The following is a 24223-nucleotide window of genomic DNA, read 5'->3' on the forward strand; positions in this document are numbered from 1 at the left end:
CTGTTATCGAGGTCGTCCTGACCGATTATTGTTGTCGGGCCCGGGAAAATTTACTCGGGCGGTTCGCCGTAAAGCGCCTTCATTTCGGCTTCGGAGCGACGGGCCTGGGCCAGTTTCGCTTCCAGTCGCTTCTTCTGTTGATCGAGGCTGAGGAAAAAGCTGACCTTACTCTGCAGCAGTTGCGGATCAATAGGCTTGAACAGATAGTCTACGGCACCACTACGATAACCTTGTTGCACAAAGCGGGTTTCTTTCGAGATCGCAGTCACAAAAATGATAGGCACATTCTGGGTGCGCTGATGGGATCGCATGATGCCGGCTACTTCGAAGCCGTCCATTTCCGGCATTTGTACGTCCAGTAAGACCAGGGCGTAATCTTCCTTGAGGAGCTTGGCCAGGGCCGCATTGCCGCTGGTCACGCTGTCCAGATCACAGTCCATATCTTCCAGTACCACTTCGAGCGCCACCAGATTCTGCGGGGTGTCATCCACCAGCAGGATACGGGAGCGGGGTAGTTGCAGATTGTCGTCACTGGAATCGGCAGTGGTACTCATGATGTGATCCGGTTGGCGTAGTCGCTGAGACTTTAGTCTTACTCGATGTTATCAACTTTTTTCGGGGCCGTCTTGCTCTTCCAGCTTCCATTGTTGCACGGCCATCTGGGCTTTTACCTGTTCCAGCACATCCAGCAAGGTATCGCGGATCAGCTGGTCGAGTTGCTCGCCTTCTCCCTTGGCGGCACCGATGAGATCGTGGAGAAGTTGCTCAAGCTGCGGCCGGTTGGCCGGTGAGGCCAGGTCATCCACCAATTGATCCACGAAAGCGGTGCCGGTCTCGCGCACGGCGTCGCCGAGCAGGGCGATAGCCCTTGGCCCGGCCACGGGGATGGCCGCCAGGCGTTTACCGGCCTGGGTGCGGGTCAGCGATTCGTCGGTCAGGTGGGCGAAATATTCCGCCAGTTGATCGCGATACTGGCCGTGGCTTTTCTGGGTCGCGTCGGCGATGCGGGTGGCGATAAAACTCACCAGCTTGTCCTGGCGCGGTGCCAGTACCTGAGTTTCGATACGATGCAGCAGCGGACTGCCGCCACCGATTTCTCGTTGGGCGCCGCTTAAGACATTGATGACCACGCGGTCGGACACTTCCTCTACCACGATGCCGTAATACTTGAGGATAGTCTGGCCCAGCCAGGTTTGTGACAGGTCGATAATGCCCATGCGCTGCAGACGCATGACCAGGCCAACCACACGCAGAATCCGCAACCAGCGGAAACTGCCCACCGGAATACAGCCGAGCAGGTCATACCAGTGGGCAAAGGGGTAGAAGAACCAGCGGTGGTAGGTGCTGCGGGCAATGGCGACAATCCAGCGGATGACGAACTCGGTCAGGTAGACAGCGACGAAACAGAGGTCGTAGAACAGAAAATTACTGTGGATGGTATCCCGGTAGAAGGCATGGAATGCTGGCGTCATCTCTGCCAGAAACCCCTGTACCGGTGGCACCTGGAAAAGCCAGTCGAACAGGATCAGGCCAAGGTTGAGGATGACCAGGGCAATCATCAACAGATCGATAACAAAACCGATCGTGTCCAGATTGAGCTTCAGCTTTTCCGGGTGCAGTTTGATCTTCATGGGTTAGCCGCGAAACCTGGCCCATACCGGGCAGTGGTCTGATGGTTTTTCCATGCCACGCAGGTCATAGTCCACCCCGGTGGTATCGAGTTTTTCCAGCAGCGGGGCTGTGGCCAGGACGGTATCGATGCGCAGGCCCCGGCGTGGCTCGCGCTCGAAGCCCCGGGAGCGATAGTCGAACCAGGAAAAGATGTCATCAGTTTCCGGGTTCTGGTGCCGGAAGGTGTCGGTGAGCCCCCAATCGATCAGGCGCTGCCACCATTCCCGTTCTTCGGGCAGAAAGCTGGTCTTACCCTCGCGTAGCCAGCGCTTGCGATTTGCTTCGCCGATGCCGATGTCCAGGTCGGTGGAGGAAATATTGAAATCCCCCATGACGGCCACCTGCTGGTCGGGTTGCTGTTGGTTATCCAGGTAGTTCTGCAGGTCCTGGTAGAACTTTTCCTTGGCAGGAAATTTGAGCGGGTGCTCGCGGTTTTCGCCCTGGGGGAAATAGCCGTTGAGCACGGTAATGGCAGAGCCATCGGAATGACGCAGGGTGCCAATGATCATGCGACGCTGGGCGTCTTCATCATCGGAGGGAAAGCCGTACTGAACCGATTCCAGCGGTTCGCGGGTAATCAGTGCCACGCCATAGTGGCCTTTCTGGCCAAAATAGTAGGGGTGGTAGCCCATGTCTCGAACCGCCTGTTCGGGAAACTCCGGGTCGTGAACCTTGGTTTCCTGCAGGCCGATCAGGGCCGGCTGATATTTATCGATGACTGCCTGCAACTGGTGCAGACGGGCGCGAATACCATTGATGTTGAATGAAATCAGGGTCATGGAGCCTCCTTTGTGCGGGCATTGTACACCAACAAAAGATGACCAAGGCAGACCACTCTGTGGCGTTATCGGACATGGTCCGGGGTGAACAGTTGCGGCTATGATGTCTCCTGAAACCGTGACTTCATCGTGGCGCCTGACGCAAGCCTTTGCCGCCACAGAAAATTCTTACGCCATGCATCTACGCTGAAGTCACGGTTTCAGGAGATCTCTTTTATTTTCGTGCCCAACTTAGGGAGACACCATGTCAGCAGTTTCCGCCGGTCGTCAGACGCTGGTCTTTGCCCACGCCAACGGCATTCCCGGCCATAGCTATGACACCTTTCTGGCACCGCTGGCGGACGAGTTCGATGTCATCATCATCGATCGCTTGGGCCACAATCCGGCTTACCCGGTGGATGCGGACTGGCATAGCCTCAGCCTGGAGCTGGAAGCCAGGCTCGAATCCCTGCCCAAGCCGCTGGTTGGAGCCGGACATTCGCTGGGGTCGGTAGTCATGTACCTGGTGGCCCAGCGCCGCCCGGAATGGTTTTCCGCGCTGATCATGCTGGACCCGCCGATGATGAATGGCTGGCACGGGGTGATGATGCATGCGGCGAAGCTGACCGGCATGATTGATCGAGTGACACCGGCGGGCAAGAGCAAGGGGCGGCTGGATTACTGGCCGAACAGGGAAGCCGTGGAAAGCTATTTTTCCTCACGCGGCCTGTTCCGGGCCTTTGATCCACGTTGCCTGGCAGATTATTTGCGCGCGGGGCTGGAGCCCTGGGAGGGCGGCTGGCGATTGCGTTTTCGCCCAGAGGTGGAAGTGGCCATTTTTCGACATACCCCCACGGCTGCCACACGCATGCCCAGGCTGAAAGTGCCCGGGGCGATTATCACCGGCAAGGGGTCGCCATCTCCGTTTCTCGACAGTGCCCGGCGCCATGTTCGCCGCCACGGCATGCTCCATCGCATTGCGGAAGGATCGCACATGTACCCACTGGAGAAGCCTGAACAGACCCTGGCCCTGTTTCGCGAAACCCTGCAAACGCTGCAACAGGGGGAGGCGAGTTAATGGCTGCAAAAGAGAAGAAATTTCACGTTTTCGGACAGACTCTGGCCGCCCTCAGCTGGGACGGCGAGGGCGAGCCGGTGTTGGCCCTGCATGGCTGGCTGGACAATGCCGCGTCCTATATTCCGCTGGCGTCGCAGTGGCAACGCCCCATGGTGGCACTGGATTTTTCCGGTCATGGTCACTCGGACCATCGCCCCGACGGGGTGGTAACCCACCTGGTGGATCATGTGCGAGATGTGCTGGCAGTGGCAGATCAGCTCGGCTGGCAACGCTTTACACTGGTTGGTCACTCCATGGGGGCGGGGATTGCCTGCCTGTTTGCGGCAGCGTTTCCGGATCGGGTCTCCCGGCTGGTGCTGATTGAAGGATTGGGCCCGCCCAGCACGCCCGGTAAGGACGTGGCCAGCACCCTGCGCAAGGCACTGGATGACATGATGGCTTTGGCAGACAAGCGCAAGCCGGTGTACACGGACATTGCCGACGCGGTTGAGGCACGCACCCGCGGCTTCGGTGGACTCAGCCGGGAGGCGTCTGCGTTGCTGAGTGAGCGTGGCCTGATGCCGGTGACCGATGGCTGGACCTGGCGGGCGGACAGCCGCCTGCGGCTGACTTCCTCGTTGCGGCTTACCGAAGAGCAGGTGGAGGGTTTTGTTCGTGCCATTCAGGCACCGGTTTGCCTGATTCTCGGTGAGCAGGGCATGGGCGGCAACGGCATGTTCGATCACCGGCTGGACTGGTTGCCGGACGCCTCCGTGGTGCGTTTAGCGGGTCGGCACCATTTGCATATGGAAGCACCGGAGGTCGTGGCAGGCGCAATCAATACCTTTCTGGATGACAACAACCGCTGACTGACCAAAAGCACCAGACCTGTCCAGGCCACTGCCTGAAAGGGTCATGTATTGCCTTGCCCAGGCTCGCTAAGCTTCAGGAAAAATGTATTCAAGGAGCGCGTTACGATGAAAGTGGTTGAGGTAGCCTCGCTGACCGATTACGTGGGCAAGGAACTGGGAGCGTCCGACTGGTTCCAGATAGATCAGGACAGAATTAACGCTTTTGCTGACGCGACCCTGGACCATCAGTTCATTCATGTGGATCCGGATCAGGCCAAGAACACCCCTTTCGGCACCACCATTGCACACGGTTATCTGACCCTGTCGCTGCTGCCTTATCTGCAAGCCTCCATTGATGGCTTCTTGATGCCCAAAGGCATGAAAATGGCCATGAACTATGGCTTCGACAAACTGCGATTCATGGCACCGGTGAAAGAGGGCAAGCGGGTTCGAGCAGTAGCCACCTTGCTGGAGGTCACCGAAAAGCGTGAAGGGCAGTGGTTGTTGAAATTCGCCTTTACGGTGGAAATCGAAGGAGAGGACAAGCCGGCACTGGTTGCCGAGTGGTTGCTGATGTACTTCGTCTGAGACAAACAGCGCCATAGAGAGAATCACAAGGTCTCCTGGTCAGGTCTGTCGTTTTGTGCACGGCAGGCCTGTTTTTTTATCGCACACTCCTCTCGACAGACATAACTGATGTCAGCTTTGAAAGTTCGGGTTCTACACAAGGTTGATCAAATAAGCTACTGATTTGGCTCAGGTTGAGTTGTGGCGCTGGCCGTTATTGTTGCTGGCAAAATAGCGCATTTCGACGTACTGTACAGGGGAACTTTCGTGTTAGAGCGAATTTGTCGCCACCCCGTATCAGGGCTTCCCAATGTTGCACCGTCCCCGACAATGGCTTCGCCGTCTGGTAGACAACCGTTCTGCCATCCGTCGTGATCTGCGCCTTAGCCTGACCCATGCAGCGGATATTCCCCGCATGGTCCTACCATTGGGCCGGGAGCCAGGTGTTCGCTCGGAAATGGCCTGGTCATCCTACTCAAGCCGCGGTGAGGCCCTGTTCTCGCTCTTGCAGTTGCTGGTGCCGGCCACCCGTGAGTCCATCAGCCAGGGCACCCTGGTCTGCCATCCTCCGCGGACCACCCATGAAGGGCGCTCTTCGCGCTGGTTCTTCATCAATGGCATGGGAACGGCCGGGCCGGTGGCGCTGCTCAATGCCAGCGAGATCGCGCGGATTTTTCGCCGTCCGGTGCACCTGATCCATACCCCTACATGGGGACTGATCCGCGATGTGGCCGAGTCGATTACCGCTCGTACCCTGCGCAAGGACGGCAAACTGTCGCGCCCGGCGTTGAATATCCTGGTGGAAGCACTGGAAAATAATGATCAGGTAGTGCTGGTCTGCCACTCCCAGGGCACCATTGTTGCCAGCTATATCGTGCGCAAACTGCTGCGTCACCCGAGCGCCCGGCAACTGGTCAAGAAGCTGGAAATTTATTGTATCGGTGGGGTGGCCGACAGCCTGGAAATCGATCCGCAGCTGACGCTTGCGGCCGGTCACCCGGTGCCCTATGTGGAACACTTTGCCAACGGCCGTGATTATCTGGCGCAGATCGGCATTCTTTCCCATCTGGACAGTACCGCTGGCACTGTCTATTGCCTGGCCGACCGCCCCGGGCATCTTCTCAACGAACATTATCTGCCTGCCATCGCGCGCGGGGATTTTTGTCAGCGTCATTCCCGGCTTTACGGGTATGTGCGAGGGCGAGAGCCCGGCCTGAAAGGGGCGCTGTCCGTGGTAAAAAAGGGAATGGAGCCACATGGATAACAACAACAAACCGGTGCTGCTGTTTGTCGATGACTCGAAGGTAATGCGTCTTGCTGCTGACAAGATGCTGGGCAGGGAATTTCGTGTCGAAGTGGCGGAAAACGGCGTCGAAGCCTGGGAAATGATCTGCCACAACCCGACCATCAGCGTGGTTTTTTCCGACCTGGCGATGCCGGAGATGGACGGCTTTACGTTACTGAAAAAAATCCGCACCAGTGACGATGACGGCATTGCCGGTCTGCCGGTGATCATCGTTACCGGTGCCGAGAACGACGAGGAAACACGCAGCGAAGCCCTACGTCTTGGCGGCACGGACTTTATCAGCAAACCGTTCAATTCCACGGATCTTCTGGCCCGTGCTCGTGCCCATGCCCACTACCAGCGTGAGCGCAAGGAACTGGCCCGCCAGGCCATGATCGATCCGCTCACCCGACTCGGTAACCGTCGTTATCTGCAGCATCGCCTGCGCCAGGAGCTGGCGCTGGCCAGTCGTCAGCAGATCCCGCTATCGGTTGTGCAACTGGAGATTTACCAATTCAATCAACTTTTCGTACAGCTCGGTAAACGTAGAACCGATATGGTGTTGATGAAAATGGCGCAATTGATGCGGGGAGTGGTACGTAAGGAAGATTCGCTGGCAAGAAGCAGCGTGGCCCAATTTACCATTCTGCTGCCCAGTGCCGGAGCCAAAGGCGCCCAGCGTTTTGTCGAGCGGGCGTTGAAGGTCAGCGAGAAACTGGCTTTCCAATTTCGCGGCCGGGCACAGCAATTGCCGCTGTCGGTGGTCATTCATACGCCCACTGCGCATACCGGGCTGATGCCCCGCCAGGTTCAGGCGGTATTGGATGAACAGATGAGCAAGGCGCGCCTGGCCGGGCCCGGGGCGGTGGTCAGAGATGGCCCCGATGAGCCTCTGGCCACCGCCCTGACGACGCCTTCGATAACCATAGAGCAGGCACTCACCCTGTTGCGGGCTGGCAAGCCCCGTGTGGTGGTGAATGCATTGCCGGACTTGAAACGCCAGCTGGCGCCCCTGTTGAAATTGATTGAGCAGACGCCGGCGGGTCAGGAGACAGCATGAAGGTAATGGTTGACCGGGAATTTCCTGTCGGCGTGGACCGGCTTTATGAGATTCTCACCAGCAAGGCCTATTTCGAACAACGATTCGAATGGGGCAAGGTAAATGACTACCGTTTCCAGGCCTTCCAGGAGACCGGGGAAGGTCTGCTGATACAGATCGTTCAGCCGATACAGATTCGCACCGACAAGGTACCGTCATTTGCGCGGCGTTTGCTGCCAAGTCAGGCGGATTTGCTGACGGAATTCCTGTGGCAAGCCACCGGCCGGCCGGGTTTCTATCAGGCCCGCTATCGCTTTCAGCTTGGCAATGTGCCGTTGAAAATCAGTGGCACCATGGAGCTCAACGCCGACGGTGAGTCCCAGTCCATCCAGCAAACCCAGGTGGAAATCACCTCATCGGTTCCCCTGGTGGGCAGGAAACTGGTGGATCTGGTGGCGCCGAAAATTGACGATGCTCTGGCAGGGGATTACCGGCATACACTGCGTTATGTGGAACAGTTTGCCTGACGTGGCTGGAATAATTTTTACCACAGAGTGCACAGAGAACACTGAGTGAAAACCGGGCTATGACTGCCATGTTATCGCGGGCACTGAAATGCGCGGCGAGGGACGGCGGGGCTTTTGATCTTTCTCAATGTCCTCTGTGCCCTCTGTGGTGAAACCAGTCTTTTGCTCTTAGCGCCGATACCTCGCCCCTAACTCCCGCAATCCCCGCTCCCAGCGTTTCCTGAACCAGCGCTTGCGCCGCCATTTCGCCCGTGTATAGCCGGAGGCGATGTGCAGGGCGTTACCGCTGTTCAGGGCATCCAGGATCTGCTGGCTGAGCTCCTCTCGGGTGACCGGGCTGCGAGCAATCTTGCGCTGGAAGCGAGCGTCGCTGAGCGGGTCGGTGGCGCACAGGCTGCTGGCCTGCTCCTGATACAGGGGGATCACCAGGGTGGTCACCCTGATACCGCTACTGTGCAATTCACTGTGCAGGCTTTCTCCCAGGGCCACGATGGCGGCGCTGGCAGCGCTCTGGGCGCCAGCCAGAGGCCCTGCCAGGATGCCGTATTCCGGTACCACATTGAGAATCCGGCCACCTTCTTCCTGGCGGTGCATGGCGCTGATCGCGCTCTGGCACAGATTTACCGTATCCATCAGTTGCTCATCCATAACCCGCTGCCAGTGTGATGTCTGGGTCGCCTCGAAAGGGCCGAGGGTCAGTGGCGCGGGCAGGTTAATCACGGTATCCAGCTGTTGCCAGCGACGTAGCACCCGTTCTACACCCCGTTGACGGTCGCGGGAGCTGCCGGGAAGACAATCCAGGAAAAGCGCTTCTCGACCATTGCCGTGCAGGTTGGCACAAAGTTGGTTTCCGAGTTGCCCATCCGCGTCTGCCAGGGCAACCCGAAAATGCTCTGCAGCGTCACTGACCAGGGCCTGACCAAGTTCGGAGCAGGCATTGCTGATAAGCAGGGTAGGCTGATGTTTCAAGGGATCTCCGGGAAATAATCATTGAAAGTGAACAGGTGTTGACTTTCCATTCTTGTGAGTTAACATGTGTTCACTAAAACAATTTAAGAGGAGCGTTACCCATGACTACTATCTCTCGTATCAGTAAAGACATTTTCGCTCTGGTTGTGGCTGTTCTGTTCACCGTGCTGATGGTAGCCGGTCTGGCCGATCAGGGGAAAAATCTGTTCCCGGCCATGCTGGCATTTGCCGCCATGGTGCCGATCGTTGGCAGTGCGGCGGTGGCCATCAAGCGTGACTGGGACAACCGCGACCATCACTTGTCAGTCTGACCTTGTCCGGCGTGGGCGCTTGCCGCCTGCGCCATTCTCTCTGCGTCGGCTACCGGCCTCTGCAGCACCTGTTCTTCCCCTTCGCTGCGTGCCAGCACTACGGTGACGACACTGTCGCCCCATACGTTCACTGCGGTGCGGAACATGTCCAGTAGCCGGTCGGTGACCAGAATCAGGCCGATGGCTTCCGCCGGTAGTCCGATGGCAGCCAGTATCACGGTGATTGCCACCAGGGACGCGGCCGGAATACTGGCCACGCCAATGGAGGTGAGTACCGCGGTTATCACGATCATGAATTGTGTCGCCAGCGACAGGTCCATGCCATAGGCCTGGGCGATAAACATGGCGGCCACGCACTCATACAGGGCCGTGCCGTCCATGTTGACGGTGGCCCCCAGTGGCAGTACGAAGCTGCTGCTTCGTTGTGATACCCCGGCCCGGTTCTGCACGCATTCCATGGTCAACGGCAGGGTAGCTGCGGAGCTGGCCGAGGAAAACGCGGTGAGCAGGGCCGGTGTCATGGCTTGGATGTGCCGCAACGGTGAGCGGCGAGCAAGGAAAAACACCAATGCCGGCATGAAAACAAAGGCATGCAGGGTGAGTGCAACGACCACTGAAGCGAAAAACCAGGCCAGCGGCTCGATGGCATCAAGGCCGGTGCGGGTCACCGTGGCGGCAATCAGGGCGAACACCCCCAGCGGTGTGAAACGAATCACCAGCATGGTGATTTTCATCACCACCTGATAAATCCCCTCGATCAGATCTCGCAGACTGCGGCCGGCATCATTGCGTTCGGTGCGCAGAAAATAGCCGAACAACAGGGCGAACACGATAAGGCCAAGCATCTGCCCATCGGCAGCGGCAGCAATCAGGTTGGGGGGTAGCATCTGCATCAGGATCTGGGTGAAATCCCCGGCGCCTCGCCCTTCGATGCCAGCCAGTACCGCTTCGGTATCACTGGCCAGACCAAGCAGGTCCCGGGCCGGTTGGCCGTCGATGACCCCGGGGCTGAACAGATTGACAGTCAGCAGCCCGATCAGCACCGCGACCACGGTGGTGGTCATGTACAGTGCTACCGTTTTTAGCCCCATTCGACCCAGATTGTTGCCGTCGCCGACGCTGGTCATGCCATTGATGATGGCGGTGACAATCAGGGGCACCACCACCATTTTCAAACCATTGATGAACAGACTTCCTACCAGGTCGTAACCGGCCAGTATCGGGACCCCGAACAGGGTAGTGGACTCGCTGGTCAGGCTGCCGACCAGGGCGCCGGCCAGCATGGCAATAAAGATCTGGTGGTGTAGCTTCATGGTGTTCCCTATCGGTTGTTGTTATGGCTCAACGCGCGAACAGGATTACAAGACTACCTGATCCTCGGTGGTGTCACATGGCTGAAATGGCAGGAACCCTTCTACAGCAGCTGGCGCAATGCCGTCGGGTCAATGCGGGTTTGCAGGGCGTTCTGATAGGCCGCCTTCAGTTGCTGGTCGGCTTCCACCGGTCCGAGTCTTTCGCACAACAGCACATAAGTACGGTTGAGCTGATCGCGCAGGGCGGCCAGTGTCAGTGGGGCCAGCGGGCGTTCCGGAGCTTGCAGCCAGTATTCCATGGTCAGCCGGGTTTCCGCCCCGACCTGATTGCTGCGCAGCTGGGCGGCCATGTCCAGCCGCAACTGGCTTGCCGCACGGGCGCCAATGCCTTCCCACAGCGAGCGCATGATCTGCTCGAACGCCTGGCTGCAGGGGTGCTCCCGGGCGGGGTTTTCCTCGCTTCCGGCCAGCGGATCGTCGGCCAGTTCCTGCTCCGACAGTGTCATGGCCTGCACCAGGCTCATATGGATCTGATGCCGGCGCTCCCCCAGGTCGAACATCTGACACAACTCACTGACAAAGCCCTGCAGGGAAAAGCGAGGGCGTTCGGCATAGGTTTGTTGCCAGAGGCTGATCGCCTCCAGCAAGAGAGGTTCGTTCATGTAGGGCGTCAGCCCGGTGGCAATGGCGCGCCGTCGACGTTGCAGCTCCTGACTCATGGACGAGACTCCGCCGAGCGGGTCAGCTCACTGTTATAAAGCGTGTTCTGGGGAAACTCCGGATAGCCACTTTCTGCGTGTTCGCTCAGGTCCAGGCCGCGTTGTTCATGCAGAGCAGGGGCTCGCAGGCCTGTGAGCAAGGACACCAGCATGTACATCACCAGGGCGGTGAAGAAGGCCCAGCCAAATGCAACCACGATGCCCAGCAGCTGTACGGTAATTCGTTCCGGGTTGAACAGGTCACCATCGTAGAACAGTCCAGCGGCCAGGGTGCCCCAGGCACCGGCGAAGGCATGCACCGGCACCGCGCCGACCACATCATCGAGGCGTAACGCTAGCAACATTCTCGCCCCGAAGGCCGCCAGCGCACCGGCGACCAGGCCGGTGAGGACAGCAAAGCCCGGTGTCATCACGGCGCAGCCGGCGGTAACCGCCACCAGACCTGCAAGGCTGCCGTTGACGGTTTCCGTCAACAGAATCGGTCGGCGGCTGACCATGCGGTAGATCACGCTGCCCACCGCACCGGCGGCGGCAGCGAGCTGGGTATTCAGATTCACCTTGGCAATATCCACGCTGGCAGCCAGGGTGGAGCCGCCATTGAAGCCGAACCAGCCGAACCAGAGTATAAAGCCACCCAGAGCCACGTAGGACAGGTTATGCCCGGGGATGGTCCGGGGCTGGCCGTGACGGTCAAAGCGGCCCAGTCGTGGGCCAACCACCAACACTCCGGCCAGGGCACACCAGCCGCCGATGCTGTGCACCACGGTGGAGCCAGCAAAATCGATAAAGCCGAGCTTGGCCAGCCAGCCCTCACTGTTCCAGGCCCAGTGGCCGTAGAGCGGATAGATCAGCCCGGTAATGACAATGGCCCCACACAGGTAGCCCACGTAACGGGTGCGTTCTGCCATGGCGCCGGAAGCGATGGTGGCAGCGGTGGCAGCAAACATGATCTGGAACAGCAGCATGGCCCAGGTACTGCCGTCGGCGTGGCTGAGCATGAACTGGTCTTCGCCAAACCAGCCGGTGCTGCTGGTGCCAAACATCACGCCAAACCCCACACCCCAGAACACCAGGGTGCCCACGCACAAATCCATGTAGTTTTTCATCACCACGTTCAGTGCATTCTTGGCGCGGCTCATGCCACTTTCCAGCAGCGCGAAGCCCGCTTGCATGAAGAAAACCAGGGCGGCAGCCACGGCAATCCAGACCGTATCAACGGCGCTGAGCGAATCCGCCCTGGCCAGGCCGGGGAGTAGCAGTAAGGCAAACCAGGGTAAACGGCGCTGTGGCATGGTATGAATCCCATTCGTTAGTAGTGACGAAGGGGCAATTGCAACCGCTGTGCCAAGCCGGCCACGGAAGGGATTATGGGGGTGTGTCGTGCTTTTTTCGTATCTGCCTGCGCGGTTTTGGGGCGCAGTCTTGCGCTGGTGCGATGCTGTGCACTGCACTGGTTCGCTTGCTGGTCAGGCGCTGGCGCTTTCTGGCATGCAGAGTTGCTGGATGCGCTGAAACTGACGTTCGGTGACTTTCTGTACTGACAGGCGTGGCCGCACAACCAGTTCCATATCCGCAAACTCCGCGTACTGGCGAAGGGTTTTCAGCGACAGGGGCTGCGGATACGTGCACAGATAACGGATATCCACCTGATACCAGCGCGGTTCTTCGCGGCTGCTGCGATTGTCGAACCCCCCTGAGTCGAGATCAAACTGGCTGGGGTCCGGGTAGGGGGCACTGACCACACAGGCTTCACCGACAATGGCGGGCTGTGCGCAACTGGAGTGGTAGATCAGCACGCAATCACCTTCGTTCATCTCGTCGCGCACACGATTGCGAGCCTGGTAATTGCGCACTCCGTCCCAGCCGCTGGTGCCCCCAGGACAGGCCTGCAGGTCATTGATGGAAAAAGTGTCGGGCTCGGTTTTCAATAACCAGATCGCGCTCACTGTTCCTCCCGGGGGTGTTTTTCCAGCAGGCACGCCTTGGCCTCTGCCAGGCTCGCACACACGTAGACCGGGAATTGCGGTTTGTTCAGGGTCAGCATCATGTTGGCAAAGGTACGGTTGAGTATGCTTTCCAGTACCAGCACTTTGGCCTCGGTAATTTGCTTGAAGTCTTCGCCGCAGGCATAGCGGGAGGCGGTAAAGTCGAGCCCACAGATGCGACCCACATAGATTGCCAGCTGTTTGCGCTGGAGATTCATGTTGAACAGGGTCAGTCGCTGTCGATAGATCGATAGTTCCACGCTCATGTCGACCAGGGTGCCGTTCTTCAAATCCACCAAGGTAAAAGGGCCGTCTTGGAACACCGTAACTGCGGTCATACTAATCCTTTTCAACAGCCTGCCAGAGAGCGTGAGCGCATCTTATACGCAATGCTGCTGTCGCTGAAATGATGGCACTTGATTTTCCTATGCCGACATTGCTGCTAACCGACACCATTTGCAGGTTAACAGCCATGCCTGCTGGCAGGCCAACAAGTTACCCTCTACAGGCTTTCATGGCGGATTTTGTGCTAATCTTCGCCGCCTGCTTGAGGAGGATGCCGTGATTAGCCCGCAACAACAGAAAGAAGCCGTTACCGCCCTGCACACAGTCAGGGATTGTCTGCGTTTTGGTGAGAGTGCCCTGCGTGCCGGTGAGGTTTTCTTTGGTCACGGTAATGATGACCCCTGGGACGAGGCGCTGGCGCTGTTGATGAGCACCTTGTCTCTGCCGTTGCATGGCGATCCTCGCATTCTCGATGCCCGCTTGTTGCCTTCTGAAATCAGTGACTATCTGGGCTTGCTGTGTCGTCGGGTGAATGACCGGGTTCCGGTACCTTATTTGACCCATGAAGCCTGGTTTTGCGGGTTGCCCTTTTACGTGGACGAACGCGTCCTGATTCCCCGCTCGCCGTTGGCAGAGCTGATCGAGCAATCCTTCACCCCCTGGGTAGAGCCGGAGCAGGTCCATGCGGTGCTGGATTTGTGCACTGGCAGCGGCTGTATCGCCATCGCCTGTGCCTACGCGTTTGACCATGCCCGCGTGGACGGCAGTGATATCAGTGAAGAAGCTCTGGCCGTCTGTGAAGACAATATTCGCCGTCATGGCCTGGAAGGGCAGGTGAAAGCCCTGCATTCCGATGGCCTAGCCCAGGTGGATGGCCCCTATGACCTGATCGTCTCCAATCCGCCCTATGTGGATGCACAGGATATGGCCAGCCTGCCGGATGAATACCGCCACGAACCGGAATTGGCACTGGCCTCCGGCGATGACGGCCTGGATTTTACCCGCCGCCTGCTGAGTGAGGCCCCTGATAAGCTTACCGAGCACGGGGTATTGATCGTGGAGGTGGGCAATAGCTGGGAAGCCATGGTCAATCAGTGGCCGCAGGTGCCTTTCTTCTGGTTCGAATTCGAGCGTGGTGGCCACGGGGTATTCATGCTTACCCGTCAACAGCTGCTAGAATACCGCGAACAGTTTTCTTCCTGAGCCGTTGATGCTCCTTTTACCGGGCAGGTGAGGGGAGATGCAATGGCCCAATGCTTTTTTGAGGATCCGCATGTCCGGCAACAGTTTTGGTGAACGTTTTCGCATCACCACCTTTGGTGAGAGTCATGGCCTGGCACTGGGGGCCATCGTGGATGGCTGCCCGCCGGGGCTGGAAATCAGCGAGGAAGACCTGCAGGTGGAGCTGGACCGGCGCAAGCCAGGCACCAGCCGCTACACCACTCAGCGTCGTGAGCCGGATCAGGTGAAGATCCTTTCCGGGGTGTTCGAGGGCAAGACCACCGGCACGTCCATCGGCTTGCTGATCGAAAACACCGACCAGAAGTCCAAGGACTACTCCGACATCGCCACCACCTTCCGGCCCGGGCATGCGGATTACACCTATACGCAGAAATACGGTTTCCGCGATTACCGCGGCGGCGGGCGGTCATCGGCCCGGGAAACGGCCATGCGCGTGGCGACCGGCGCCATTGCCCGCAAGTATCTGGAGCAGACACTGGGTATTCGCATCTATGGGGGCTGTACTCAAATCGGTGAGGTCAAAGCGGAGCAATTCGACTGGTCTACCGTAAACAGCAATCCTTTCTTCTTCCCGGATGCAGGCAAGGTGCCGGAGCTGGAAGCTCTCATCAATGCGCTGCGCAAGGATGGCTCTTCCATCGGTGCACGGGTGGAAGTGTTTGCCGACGGCGTGCCGCCGGGCTGGGGCGAGCCGGTGTTCGATCGTATCGACGCGGATCTGGCCAAGGCAATGATGTCCATCAACGCGGTCAAGGGTGTGGAAGTAGGCGACGGCTTTGCAGTGGTCAATCAGCGCGGTGAGCAACATCGTGATGAGATGACCCCGGAAGGCTTCCTCAGCAACCATGCCGGCGGTGTGCTCGGAGGTATCAGCTCCGGGCAGACCATCCGTGTGGCCATGGCGCTCAAGCCCACTTCCAGCATCCTGATTCCCGGCAAGAGCATTGATCTGCAAGGGAACCCGGTTGAAGTGGTTACCAAGGGGCGCCACGATCCTTGCGTGGGCGTGCGGGCCACTCCTATTGCCGAGGCCATGCTGGCCCTGGTGCTGATGGACCATTGCCTGCGCCATCGGGCGCAGAACGGCGATGTGACGCCACCATTTCCGCCGATTTAAATGCCTGACCATCCGTAGGATGCTTCGCTGGCGGCGCGATGACACGCAATCAAAAGCATTTTCACCACAGAGGGCACAGAGTACACAGAGAAAAAACCAGTCTTTTCCTCGGCGACCTCTGTGGTTACATTGCTGTTCAACGCCTTTGATCGCGCCGCCAGCGACGCTCCTACGGCAGGTTTGATTTAGCGCCGGATGTCCGACATCAGACGTCCGGCCTTCCATTCATTTAACCGCCACGCCAAGGTTCAGCCCCTAATGCCTTACTACTGGCGATTGTCAGGCTTCTATTTCCTCTATTTCGGACTACTGGGCACCCTGGTGCCTTACTGGTCCCTGTACCTGAAGGATCTGGGTTTCAGCGCTGCCGCCATCGGCCTGCTGATGGCCATTCCCCAGCTGACCAAAATTGGTGCCCCTAACCTGTGGGGTTGGCTGGCGGATCGGAGCGGCCAGCGCCTGCGTATCATCCGGACCGGAAACCTGCTTGCGGCGATAGTGTTCCTGCCGGTGTTCTGGATCCATCAGTTCTGGTCCATGGCGGCACTGCTGGTGTCGTTCAGTTTCTTCTGGAACGCGGTACTGGCCCAGTTTGAAGTCCTCACCTTGCAGTCTCTGGGGCGTCAGTCTCACCGCTACAGTCTTGTGCGCCTGTGGGGCTCAGTGGGGTTTATCCTGGCGGTACTGGTGCTTGGCGAGGCGCTGGACCGGCTGGGTACTGATCTGCTGCCCTGGGTATTGAGCGCGTTGTTGTGGCTGTTGTGGCTGGGTACGTTGACGTTGCCGGCGGGTGACGGGGAGGTGCGTCATCGGGAACAGGGTGGGCCATCTGTGTGGAGCGTGTTGCGACGTCCGGCCGTTTCCCTGTTTCTGGTGGCCGCTTTTCTGATGCAGCTCTCCCATGGGCCTTACTACACGTTCTACAGCATCTATCTGCAGGATCTGGGATTCAGCAAGTTCGTGGTGGGTAGCCTGTGGGCGCTGGGTGTACTGGCGGAGGTAGGGTTGTTTCTGGTCATGCATCGGCTGATGCGGCGTTTCTCTATTCCCTGGATTCTGGTGGCCAGTCTGCTGTTGGCGGCCCTGCGTTGGCTGCTGATTGGTGTGGTAGCCGATTCGTTGTTATGGCTGGCGCTTGCCCAGCTGCTCCACGCGGCCAGTTTTGGCAGCTTTCATGCGGCCAGCATCGCCTGGGTGCACAAGCAGTTTGAGGCGTCACTGGGCGGTCAGGGACAGGCCCTGTATTCCAGCCTGGGCTTTGGCGCAGGCTGGGCGGCGGGTGCCGGGTTGTCCGGTTTGCTGTGGCAGCAGTGGGGAGTGGACCTGTTTTTCGGCGCGGCGCTGGCCGCCGTGCTGGCGGCCATGTTGCTTATCGTGGGCGGCGTTACCCGTTCCGGCGATTCAACCGCTTAAGCAGTTACAGGCCGGATGCCTCCAGCGCCTGCAAAAACGCCCTGGCGGCATTGGAGCGAGTGCGGGCAGGGTGAATCACCACACCCAGCTCCCGCTCCGGTAACGGTACATCCACGGCCAATTCCACCACCGAGCCATCCACCATGGTGGCAGGCAGGACGCTCCAGCCCAGGCCGATGGACACCATCATGTGAATGGTTTCCAGATAGTTGGTGGACATGGCGATATTGAGCTTAAGATTATGTTCGTCAAACAGCCGCTCCACGATGCCGCGGGTAAAGGTGACCGGTGACGGCAGGATGGCGCTGTAGCCGGTGAGGGTTTCCAGGGTGATATTGTCCACCTTGGCCAGCGGGTGTTCCGGCGCGCACATGAACACCAGCGGATCGCGCCAGATCACATCACTTTGCAGACGCTCATCCGGCTGTGGAGGCAAGGTGACTACACCCATTTCCAGTTCCCCGTGCAGCACTCCCTCCCAGGCTTCTTCCGAATCGATAAAATGGATGTCCAGTTCCACTTGCGGGTAGTCCCGGGAGAACTGACGCAGCACCGGCGGCAGGCGGTGCAGGCCGATATGGTGGCTGGTGCCAATGCGCAATTTGCCGGTGACCGAGCCGGACAGGTCGTGGATGGCCCGAGCCATGTCTTCCACGTCCATCAGCACCTGCCTGGCCCGTGGCAGCAGGGAGCGACCTGCTTCGGTAAGCTGAATTTGACGGCCCACCCGATCAAAGAGACGGGCGCCAAGCTGCTGTTCGAGCAGGGCGATGCGTTTGCTGATGGCAGGCTGCGTGATGTAGAGGCGCTCAGCGGCGGCAGAAAACGAGCCGGTTTCAGCCACTCCCATGAAGGCGCTCAGGGTCGGTGTGTCTATCATTACCGGGGCATCCAGTTGTTCGGTTGCGAGATAATAATTGGTTATCTTAAAAATGAAAAATATGAATTGGATTTATTGGTGGGTGAACCCTACATTAATCGTTATTGACAAACCAGTCGCAATGATGAAGTTGCTGCAGTGCGACGCAGGGAGAGAAACATGGCCGGCAAAACCCTCTATGATAAATTGTGGGACGCCCATCTCGTCACCGAGCGTGAGGATGGCTCCGCGCTGATCTATATTGACCGTCAGATCATCCATGAGGTGACCTCGCCCCAGGCGTTTGAAGGCCTGCGCCTGGCCGGCCGTAAACCCTGGCGTACGGGCGCCAGTGTGGCCACCATCGACCACAATGTACCGACCACGCCATTCAAGTCGGCCGCTGAAATTGTGGATCAGACCTCCCGGATCCAGGTACAGACTCTGCAGGACAACACTCGCGAATTTGGCATTACCGAATTCGGTATTGGTGATGTACGCCAGGGCATCGTTCACGTGATGGCGCCGGAGCAGGGTGCCGTCCTGCCCGGTATGACCGTGGTCTGCGGTGATTCCCATACGTCCACCAATGGCGCGCTGGCCTGTCTGGCCCATGGTATCGGCACCAGCGAGGTTGAACATGTGCTGGCGACCCAGACCCTGGTGGCCAAAAAAATGAACAACATGCGGGTGTCCGTGGAAGGGGATTTGAGTCCCGCTGTCACCGCCAAGGATGTGGTGTTGCATATCATCGGCATCATCGGTACCGCTGGCGGCAACGGCTATGCTATCGAATTTGCCGGCAGCGCCATTCGCGGCTTGTCCCTGGAAGGGCGAATGACCATCTGCAACATGGCCATTGAGGCTGGTGCCCGTGCCGGCATGGTAGCGGTGGATCAGACCACCATTGATTACGTGGAAGGTCGCCCCTTCGCGCCGAAAGGTGAGGACTGGGACAAGGCGGTGGATTACTGGCGAACCCTGGTGTCCGATGCGGATGCCGAATTCGACGCGGAAGTGAATATTGATGCGGCGGATATCCGTCCGCAGGTGTCCTGGGGCACCAGTCCGGAGATGGTGGTGCCGGTAGATGCCATGTTGCCGGATCCGCAGGCCGAGAGCGATGAAGTGAAGCGCTCTGGCATGCAGCGCGCCTACGAGTACATGGGGCTGAAGCCAGGTATTCCGGTCACAGATATCAAGGTCGACCGGGTCTTTATCGGCTCCTGTACCAACTCACGCATTGAAGACCTGCGAGCCGCAGCCGAGGTGGCCAAGGGCCGCAAAAAAGCGGATTCCGTCAAACAAGTGCTGGTGGTGCCGGGCTCCGGTCTGGTCAAGCAGCAGGCCGAGAAGGAAGGTCTGGACAAGGTGTTTATTGAAGCTGGCTTCGAATGGCGGGAGCCGGGTTGCTCCATGTGCCTGGCCATGAATCCTGACCGCCTGGAAGCCGGTGAACACTGTGCGTCCACTTCCAACCGTAATTTCGAGGGGCGTCAGGGCAATGGTGGCCGCACGCATCTGGTGAGTCCGGCCATGGCCGCGGCCGCTGCGGTGGCGGGCCATTTTGTGGATATTCGCGAACTCGACCAGGCCTGAGGAGCAGATCATGGAAAAGTTTATTCGTCAGGAAGGGCTGGTCGCGCCGTTGGATCGTGCCAATGTGGACACCGACCAGATCATCCCCAAGCAGTTTCTCAAGTCCATCAAGCGTACCGGTTTCGGGCCGAATCTGTTTGATGAATGGCGCTACCTGGATGAGGGTTTTCCTGGCCAGGACAGCAGCCAGCGCCCGAAAAACGAAGACTTTGTGCTGAATCAGCCCCGTTATCAGGGCGCCAGCATTCTGCTTACCCGTCGCAACTTCGGGTGTGGCTCCAGCCGTGAACATGCTCCCTGGGCACTGATGGATTTTGGCTTCAAGGCCATCATTGCACCGAGCTTTGCGGATATCTTCTACAACAACTGCTTCAAAAACGGGTTATTGCCCATTGTGTTGTCTGAGGATAACGTGGAAGCCCTGTTCAAAGCGGTGGAAGGGAAGGAAGGCTTCCGAATCACTATTGATCTGGAGCAACAGCAGGTGATCCCGGAAAGCGGGGAGCCGCTGGCGTTCGAGATTGATGAGTTTCGCAAGCATTGTCTGCTCAACGGTCTGGATGAAATCGGCCTCACGCTCAACGAGGCAGAGACCATTCGAGCCTATGAAGCACGCCGCGCCGAGCGGGAACCCTGGATTTTCCAGTAACAGAGTCCGGGACCATTAAAAGAAAAAACAAGGAGGCGACACATGTTGCGAATTTTATCTTTGCTGTCAGTACTGACTCTGGCCGGTTGTGCGACCGGCATGTACAACGAACCGGACGCGGGTGATGCGGCCAAACTGAGTGTGGACAACCAGCTTTCCGTAGCTGCAAAGGGTGATGGCGGCGGTGGTTGGCAGATGCCCACCAGTAGCTCTGCCAAGGCGGAAATCTTCAAGGTCGACGGTGACCGGATTTCCGAGCAGGGCGGCGTGGAGTCGGTGTTTATTGATGCCGGCGAGCGTTCCGTGGAAGTGTTTGCCGACCAGGGCGGCATCCTGCGGTTCGGAAAATTCCGCCATACCTTTGAAGAAAAGGGCATTTACCAGGTGCGGGTGAAACCATCTCCCGGCAATAAGGGTGATTACACTCTGGAGCTGGTCAAGGCCTCGGCACCTGACGATGTGCTGGTAAGCAAAAACTTTTAAGCAATAGATCAAGTGTTCAGATCAAGCAGTAAACAGGAAGCAGGTAATGAGCAAGGTACTGGTGTTGCCCGGTGACGGTATCGGCCCGGAAATCGTGGATGAAGCGGTGAAGGTGCTGAATGTCGCCAAACAGAAATTTGGCCTCGATGTAGAGCTGGATGAGGCCTTGGTGGGCGGCGCGGCGGTGGACGCGGAAGGTGATCCGCTGCCGGAAGGTACCCTGGAAAAGGCCCGCGCTGCAGATGCGATTTTGTTCGGTTCCATCGGTGGCCCCAAATGGGACGCCATTGAGCGGGGCAAGCGCCCGGAGCGTGGCCTGCTACGCCTGCGTTCCTCGCTGGGCCTGTTTGCCAATCTGCGCCCGGCGATCCTCTTTCCGCAACTGGCGGATGCTTCCAGCCTGAAACCTGAAGTGGTTTCCGGGCTGGATATCCTGATCGTGCGCGAGCTGACCGGTGGCATCTACTTCGGTCAGCCCCGTGGTATCAAGGAAGAGAACGGCGAGCGCGTAGGTTTCAATACCTATGTGTACACCGAGTCGGAAATGCGCCGTATCGCCAAGGTGGCTTTCGAGCTGGCCATGAAGCGTGACAAGCGAGTCTGTTCGGTGGACAAGGCCAACGTGCTGGAAGTCACCGAACTTTGGAAAGAAGTGGTCACCGAGGAGGCCAAGGCCTATCCGGAGATCGAGTTGTCCCACATGTATGTGGACAACGCGGCCATGCAGTTGGTGCGTGCGCCGAAACAGTTTGATGTGATTGTCACCGGTAACCTGTTCGGTGACATTCTCTCCGATGAAGCCGCCATGCTCACCGGCTCCATCGGAATGCTGCCCTCCGCGTCCCTGGACGAGAACCGCAAGGGCTTGTACGAACCCTGCCACGGCTCGGCACCGGATATTGCCGGCCAGGGCACAGCCAACCCGCTGGCGACCATCATGTCGCTGGCCATGCTGATGCGTTACAGCCTGGAGCGCGGCGATGTGGCGGATGCCATTGAAGCTGCGGTAGAGCGAGTACTGGATCAGGGGTTGCGTACTGCGGACATCTACACCGAGGGCACTCGCAAAGTGGGCACTGAAGAGATGGGTAACGCCGTGGCCGAAGCTCTGGCCCAGGCGTAATAGCGCGTTCACCCGTTTATTCACAGATAGAAAGGGCAATCCTTTCAGGAGACAGTTTTCCAATGAAGAAAGTCGGTTTTGTCGGCTGGCGTGGCATGGTGGGTTCCGTTCTGATGGAGCGCATGATTGCCGAAAATGATTTTGCAGATATCGAACCGGTCTTTTTCTCGACCTCCCAGGTCGGTCAGGCGGGCCCCAATGTGGGCAAGGATATTCCTGTCCTGGGCGATGCCAAGAGCATTGATGAGCTGAGGACCCTGGATGTGATCGTGACCTGTCAGGGTGGCGATTACACCAATGAGGTGTATCCCAAGCTGCGTGAAGCCGGCTGGGACGGTTACTGGATTGATGCTGCTTCTGCCCTACGTATGGCGGACAACAGCGTTATCGTGCTGGATCCGGTCAACCGTAATGTGATCGACAGTGCCCTGGATAAGGGTGTGAAGGATTATGTGGGTGGCAATTGCACCGTCAGCCTGATGCTGATGGCCCTGGGTGGCCTGTTCAATGAAGGCTTGGTTGAATGGGCGAGTGCCCAGACCTATCAGGCGGCATCTGGTGCCGGCGCCCAGAACATGCGTGAGCTGATTGCCCAGATGGGCAAGATTCATGGCGATGTGGCAGACAAGCTGGGGGATCCGTCCAGTGCGATCCTGGATATCGACAGCCAGGTGGCGGCCACCATGCGCAGCAGCGATCTGCCCACGGAACATTTCGGTCATTCCCTGGCGGGCTCCCTGCTGCCCTGGATCGACAAGGAAATGGAAAATGGTCAGAGCAAGGAAGAGTGGAAAGCCCAGGCAGAAACCAACAAGATTCTGGGTCGTGCCGCGGATCCCATTGCTCTGGATGGCACCTGTGTGCGTATCGGCGCCATGCGCTGCCACGCCCAGGCCCTGACAGTGAAGCTCACCCGCGATGTGCCGCTGGATGAAATCTACGAGATCATCGGCAAGGCCAATGACTGGGTGAAAGTGGTGCCCAACGAAAAAGAGGCTACCCTGCGGGATCTGACTCCCACGACGGTGACGGGTACCCTGAGCGTCCCGGTAGGTCGCTTGCGCAAGCTCAACATGGGTGGCGAGTACCTGAATGCCTTTACCGTGGGCGACCAGCTTTTGTGGGGCGCGGCGGAGCCGCTGCGTCGCATGCTGCGTATCCTTATGGAGCGTTGATAAGCTGCTAAATAGTGAAAGTAGAAAAGCGCGGGCAGGGCCGAGGTAGTATCAAGGCCGTGCCCGCGTTTGTATTTGTGGGGGATGTTATCAGCGCTCCTGCAGCATCGTTGTCGCGAGGTTTCTATGCGTTCAATCAATCTTGCCATTGTCGGTGCAACCGGACTGGTCGGCGAGGCCATTATCAAGCTGCTGGCAGATCGGCAATTTCCGGTCGGCGAGCTTTTTGTGTTGGCATCTGAAAACGGGGCAGGGGGCAAGGTGTCCTTCGGCGGCAAATCGCTGACCGTAAAGAAAACCGAAGATTTCGACTTTTCACAAGTGGAGGTGGCGCTGTTTGCCGCTGGCGCCACGGTGAGTCAGCAATTGGCGCCCCGGGCTGCCGAAGCAGGGGCGATGGTGGTGGATTTGTCACCGGCGTTTCGTTACGAATCCGATGTGCCGTTGCTGGTGGCTGATGTTAACGATGAGCTGCTTGGTCAGGCCCGGGAAAACAACCTGGTAGCCTGTGCGGATGCCGCCACCGTCCAGCTGGTGCGGGCTCTCAAGCCTCTTGCTGATATGGCCCCGCTGCAGGAAGTGGTGGTGACCCAGCTTCAGGCGGTGTCTGCGACTGGCAGGAGCGGGGTGGATCAACTGGCCCAGCAGAGCGTGCGCCTGCTTAATGGCCTGTCGCCCAGCGAGGCGGCCCAGGCCCAGATTGCCTTTAATGCACTGCCGCTTAGCGGCCAGGCTCAAGAAAACGGTTTTACCAGCGAAGAGCTCAAGCTGATGCTGGAAACCCGCCGTGTGCTGGCCGACCAGCCCTTGTCGGTTCAGGTCACCACGGTGCGGGTGCCGGTCTTCTATGGCCATGGGCAGAGTGTGTCGGTTCGTAGCATTCAGCCCCTGGCAATGGCGCAGGCGCTGTCGGTCTGGGAGGGGCAGAATGATCTGGATGTGCTGGAAAATGACGACCCCCAGGCAATGTCCCCGGTGGCTTCGGTGGAAGGGGAGCCGCGCCTGCGGATTTCTCGAACCCGGGAAGACATGGAAGGCAGCGGCGGTTTGAGCTATTTTAGCGTCGCCGACAATGTCCGTTGGGGGGCCGCTCTTAACGCGGTGAAGGTGGTCGAGAAGTTGCTAAAAGACTATCTGTAATGGATACTTACTGACATTATGTGACGCGGTTTCTAGGTTTTGAGTCCAGCCTGGGGCAGAATGTGTGATCAGCGTCATAGGACTGC

At 58.5% G+C, this 24223-nt stretch carries 26 protein-coding genes; 16 read left to right on the forward strand and 10 right to left on the reverse strand.

Going from position 1 to position 24223, the window contains the following annotated elements:
- Positions 1–50 precede the first annotated feature (50 nt).
- Genes T9A_RS00225 through xthA form a run of 3 tightly spaced genes read right to left on the reverse strand, consistent with a single transcriptional unit; the run spans position 51 to position 2450 of the window.
- Positions 51–554 (reverse strand): response regulator, encoded by a 504-nt coding sequence (locus tag T9A_RS00225; protein ID WP_035244105.1) that lies wholly within the window; start codon positions 552–554, stop codon positions 51–53.
- Between the two features lie 51 nt (positions 555–605).
- A complete protein-coding gene (locus T9A_RS00230) occupies positions 606–1631 on the reverse strand; it encodes an ion transporter (RefSeq protein ID WP_035244108.1) in 1026 nt (341 codons plus the stop codon).
- A gap of 3 nt (positions 1632–1634) precedes the next feature.
- Positions 1635–2450 carry an exodeoxyribonuclease III gene (gene xthA, locus T9A_RS00235; protein ID WP_035244109.1) on the reverse strand — a complete coding sequence of 272 codons (816 nt, stop codon included), beginning with the start codon at positions 2448–2450 and terminating at the stop codon, positions 1635–1637.
- 244 nt (positions 2451–2694) lie between these two features.
- Between xthA and T9A_RS00240 the strand changes: the two genes are divergently transcribed.
- The 6 genes from T9A_RS00240 to T9A_RS00265 all read left to right on the forward strand — a co-directional run bounded on the left by T9A_RS00240 (position 2695) and on the right by T9A_RS00265 (position 7755).
- On the forward strand, positions 2695–3507 hold the full coding sequence (locus T9A_RS00240) for an alpha/beta fold hydrolase (RefSeq protein ID WP_035244110.1): 813 nt from the start codon (positions 2695–2697) through the stop codon (positions 3505–3507).
- Complete coding sequence (locus T9A_RS00245; RefSeq protein ID WP_035244111.1) at positions 3507–4355, forward strand: alpha/beta fold hydrolase; 849 nt, start codon at positions 3507–3509, stop codon at positions 4353–4355. Before T9A_RS00240 ends, T9A_RS00245 begins: the two co-directional genes overlap by 1 nt.
- 108 nt (positions 4356–4463) lie before the next feature.
- The gene (locus T9A_RS00250; RefSeq protein ID WP_035244112.1) at positions 4464–4925 is read left to right on the forward strand and encodes a MaoC family dehydratase; all 462 of its coding nucleotides are present in this window, start codon (positions 4464–4466) and stop codon (positions 4923–4925) included.
- A 289-nt stretch (positions 4926–5214) separates the two neighbouring features.
- Entirely contained in the window at positions 5215–6168 is a 954-nt protein-coding gene (locus T9A_RS00255) for a hypothetical protein (protein ID WP_035244113.1), read from the forward strand.
- Positions 6161–7249: a GGDEF domain-containing response regulator gene (locus T9A_RS00260; RefSeq protein ID WP_035244114.1), complete on the forward strand. Its 1089-nt coding sequence runs from the start codon at positions 6161–6163 to the stop codon at positions 7247–7249. The genes T9A_RS00255 and T9A_RS00260 overlap by 8 nt, the downstream gene beginning before the upstream one ends.
- On the forward strand, positions 7246–7755 hold the full coding sequence (locus T9A_RS00265; protein ID WP_035244115.1) for a DUF2505 domain-containing protein: 510 nt from the start codon (positions 7246–7248) through the stop codon (positions 7753–7755). Before T9A_RS00260 ends, T9A_RS00265 begins: the two co-directional genes overlap by 4 nt.
- Positions 7756–7923: 168 nt before the next feature.
- On the opposite strand, the gene T9A_RS00270 is transcribed toward T9A_RS00265, so the two are convergent.
- Positions 7924–8724 (reverse strand): SDR family NAD(P)-dependent oxidoreductase, encoded by an 801-nt coding sequence (locus T9A_RS00270; protein ID WP_035244116.1) that lies wholly within the window; start codon positions 8722–8724, stop codon positions 7924–7926.
- A 101-nt stretch (positions 8725–8825) separates the two neighbouring features.
- Between T9A_RS00270 and T9A_RS00275 the strand changes: the two genes are divergently transcribed.
- Positions 8826–9035: a hypothetical protein gene (locus T9A_RS00275; protein ID WP_035244118.1), complete on the forward strand. Its 210-nt coding sequence runs from the start codon at positions 8826–8828 to the stop codon at positions 9033–9035.
- Here T9A_RS00275 and T9A_RS00280 read toward each other — a convergent pair.
- The 5 genes from T9A_RS00280 to T9A_RS00300 all read right to left on the reverse strand — a co-directional run bounded on the left by T9A_RS00280 (position 9020) and on the right by T9A_RS00300 (position 13390).
- Entirely contained in the window at positions 9020–10348 is a 1329-nt protein-coding gene (locus T9A_RS00280; RefSeq protein WP_035244122.1) for a dicarboxylate/amino acid:cation symporter, read from the reverse strand. The genes T9A_RS00275 and T9A_RS00280 overlap by 16 nt on opposite strands.
- 101 nt (positions 10349–10449) lie before the next feature.
- A complete protein-coding gene (locus T9A_RS00285) occupies positions 10450–11067 on the reverse strand; it encodes a hypothetical protein (RefSeq protein WP_035244123.1) in 618 nt (205 codons plus the stop codon).
- The gene (locus tag T9A_RS00290; protein ID WP_035244124.1) at positions 11064–12359 is read right to left on the reverse strand and encodes an ammonium transporter; all 1296 of its coding nucleotides are present in this window, start codon (positions 12357–12359) and stop codon (positions 11064–11066) included. Before T9A_RS00290 ends, T9A_RS00285 begins: the two co-directional genes overlap by 4 nt.
- Positions 12360–12533: 174 nt before the next feature.
- Entirely contained in the window at positions 12534–13013 is a 480-nt protein-coding gene (locus T9A_RS00295) for an EVE domain-containing protein (RefSeq protein ID WP_035244126.1), read from the reverse strand.
- Entirely contained in the window at positions 13010–13390 is a 381-nt protein-coding gene (locus T9A_RS00300) for a hypothetical protein (protein WP_035244128.1), read from the reverse strand. Before T9A_RS00300 ends, T9A_RS00295 begins: the two co-directional genes overlap by 4 nt.
- A 223-nt stretch (positions 13391–13613) precedes the next feature.
- Here T9A_RS00300 and prmB point away from each other — a divergent pair, with 223 nt between their 5' ends.
- The 3 genes from prmB to T9A_RS00315 all read left to right on the forward strand — a co-directional run bounded on the left by prmB (position 13614) and on the right by T9A_RS00315 (position 17109).
- Positions 13614–14540, forward strand: a complete 927-nt coding sequence (gene prmB / locus T9A_RS00305) for a 50S ribosomal protein L3 N(5)-glutamine methyltransferase (RefSeq protein ID WP_084573341.1) — start codon at positions 13614–13616, stop codon at positions 14538–14540.
- 70 nt (positions 14541–14610) lie between these two features.
- Complete coding sequence (aroC, locus tag T9A_RS00310; RefSeq protein ID WP_035244130.1) at positions 14611–15696, forward strand: chorismate synthase; 1086 nt, start codon at positions 14611–14613, stop codon at positions 15694–15696.
- 258 nt (positions 15697–15954) lie between these two features.
- Entirely contained in the window at positions 15955–17109 is a 1155-nt protein-coding gene (locus T9A_RS00315; RefSeq protein ID WP_035244132.1) for an MFS transporter, read from the forward strand.
- 4 nt (positions 17110–17113) lie between these two features.
- Here T9A_RS00315 and T9A_RS00320 read toward each other — a convergent pair whose 3' ends face one another.
- Positions 17114–17989, reverse strand: coding sequence for a LysR family transcriptional regulator (locus T9A_RS00320; protein ID WP_084573342.1), 876 nt, complete (start codon positions 17987–17989; stop codon positions 17114–17116).
- Between the two features lie 159 nt (positions 17990–18148).
- Here T9A_RS00320 and leuC point away from each other — a divergent pair, with 159 nt between their 5' ends.
- From leuC to T9A_RS00350, 6 genes are all read left to right on the forward strand, one after another.
- Positions 18149–19567, forward strand: a complete 1419-nt coding sequence (leuC, locus tag T9A_RS00325) for a 3-isopropylmalate dehydratase large subunit (RefSeq protein ID WP_035244134.1) — start codon at positions 18149–18151, stop codon at positions 19565–19567.
- A gap of 10 nt (positions 19568–19577) precedes the next feature.
- Positions 19578–20216, forward strand: coding sequence for a 3-isopropylmalate dehydratase small subunit (gene leuD / locus T9A_RS00330; RefSeq protein WP_035244135.1), 639 nt, complete (start codon positions 19578–19580; stop codon positions 20214–20216).
- A gap of 42 nt (positions 20217–20258) precedes the next feature.
- A complete protein-coding gene (locus T9A_RS00335; protein ID WP_035244137.1) occupies positions 20259–20699 on the forward strand; it encodes a hypothetical protein in 441 nt (146 codons plus the stop codon).
- 46 nt (positions 20700–20745) lie between these two features.
- Positions 20746–21822, forward strand: coding sequence for a 3-isopropylmalate dehydrogenase (leuB, locus tag T9A_RS00340; protein WP_035244139.1), 1077 nt, complete (start codon positions 20746–20748; stop codon positions 21820–21822).
- A gap of 62 nt (positions 21823–21884) precedes the next feature.
- Positions 21885–22997, forward strand: a complete 1113-nt coding sequence (gene asd, locus T9A_RS00345; protein ID WP_035244141.1) for an aspartate-semialdehyde dehydrogenase — start codon at positions 21885–21887, stop codon at positions 22995–22997.
- A gap of 126 nt (positions 22998–23123) precedes the next feature.
- Positions 23124–24137, forward strand: coding sequence for an aspartate-semialdehyde dehydrogenase (locus tag T9A_RS00350; RefSeq protein WP_035244143.1), 1014 nt, complete (start codon positions 23124–23126; stop codon positions 24135–24137).
- Positions 24138–24223: the final 86 nt, after the last annotated feature.

This window comes from Alcanivorax jadensis T9 (assembly GCF_000756655.1).
GTDB lineage: Bacteria > Pseudomonadota > Gammaproteobacteria > Pseudomonadales > Alcanivoracaceae > Alcanivorax > Alcanivorax jadensis.

Bases quoted from the DNA above. Each gene is read 5' to 3' on its own strand.
- T9A_RS00225 (WP_035244105.1), bottom strand. From the start codon at position 554: ATGAGTACCACTGCCGATTCCAGTGACGACAATCTGCAACTACCCCGC.
- T9A_RS00230 (WP_035244108.1), bottom strand. From the start codon at position 1,631: ATGAAGATCAAACTGCACCCGGAAAAGCTGAAGCTCAATCTGGACACG.
- xthA (WP_035244109.1), bottom strand. From the start codon at position 2,450: ATGACCCTGATTTCATTCAACATCAATGGTATTCGCGCCCGTCTGCAC.
- T9A_RS00240 (WP_035244110.1), top strand. From the start codon at position 2,695: ATGTCAGCAGTTTCCGCCGGTCGTCAGACGCTGGTCTTTGCCCACGCC.
- T9A_RS00245 (WP_035244111.1), top strand. From the start codon at position 3,507: ATGGCTGCAAAAGAGAAGAAATTTCACGTTTTCGGACAGACTCTGGCC.
- T9A_RS00250 (WP_035244112.1), top strand. From the start codon at position 4,464: ATGAAAGTGGTTGAGGTAGCCTCGCTGACCGATTACGTGGGCAAGGAA.
- T9A_RS00255 (WP_035244113.1), top strand. From the start codon at position 5,215: ATGTTGCACCGTCCCCGACAATGGCTTCGCCGTCTGGTAGACAACCGT.
- T9A_RS00260 (WP_035244114.1), top strand. From the start codon at position 6,161: ATGGATAACAACAACAAACCGGTGCTGCTGTTTGTCGATGACTCGAAG.
- T9A_RS00265 (WP_035244115.1), top strand. From the start codon at position 7,246: ATGAAGGTAATGGTTGACCGGGAATTTCCTGTCGGCGTGGACCGGCTT.
- T9A_RS00275 (WP_035244118.1), top strand. From the start codon at position 8,826: ATGACTACTATCTCTCGTATCAGTAAAGACATTTTCGCTCTGGTTGTG.
- T9A_RS00280 (WP_035244122.1), bottom strand. From the start codon at position 10,348: ATGAAGCTACACCACCAGATCTTTATTGCCATGCTGGCCGGCGCCCTG.
- T9A_RS00285 (WP_035244123.1), bottom strand. From the start codon at position 11,067: ATGAGTCAGGAGCTGCAACGTCGACGGCGCGCCATTGCCACCGGGCTG.
- T9A_RS00290 (WP_035244124.1), bottom strand. From the start codon at position 12,359: ATGCCACAGCGCCGTTTACCCTGGTTTGCCTTACTGCTACTCCCCGGC.
- T9A_RS00300 (WP_035244128.1), bottom strand. From the start codon at position 13,390: ATGACCGCAGTTACGGTGTTCCAAGACGGCCCTTTTACCTTGGTGGAT.
- aroC (WP_035244130.1), top strand. From the start codon at position 14,611: ATGTCCGGCAACAGTTTTGGTGAACGTTTTCGCATCACCACCTTTGGT.
- T9A_RS00315 (WP_035244132.1), top strand. From the start codon at position 15,955: ATGCCTTACTACTGGCGATTGTCAGGCTTCTATTTCCTCTATTTCGGA.
- T9A_RS00320 (WP_084573342.1), bottom strand. From the start codon at position 17,989: ATGATAGACACACCGACCCTGAGCGCCTTCATGGGAGTGGCTGAAACC.
- leuC (WP_035244134.1), top strand. From the start codon at position 18,149: ATGGCCGGCAAAACCCTCTATGATAAATTGTGGGACGCCCATCTCGTC.
- leuD (WP_035244135.1), top strand. From the start codon at position 19,578: ATGGAAAAGTTTATTCGTCAGGAAGGGCTGGTCGCGCCGTTGGATCGT.
- T9A_RS00335 (WP_035244137.1), top strand. From the start codon at position 20,259: ATGTTGCGAATTTTATCTTTGCTGTCAGTACTGACTCTGGCCGGTTGT.
- leuB (WP_035244139.1), top strand. From the start codon at position 20,746: ATGAGCAAGGTACTGGTGTTGCCCGGTGACGGTATCGGCCCGGAAATC.
- asd (WP_035244141.1), top strand. From the start codon at position 21,885: ATGAAGAAAGTCGGTTTTGTCGGCTGGCGTGGCATGGTGGGTTCCGTT.
- T9A_RS00350 (WP_035244143.1), top strand. From the start codon at position 23,124: ATGCGTTCAATCAATCTTGCCATTGTCGGTGCAACCGGACTGGTCGGC.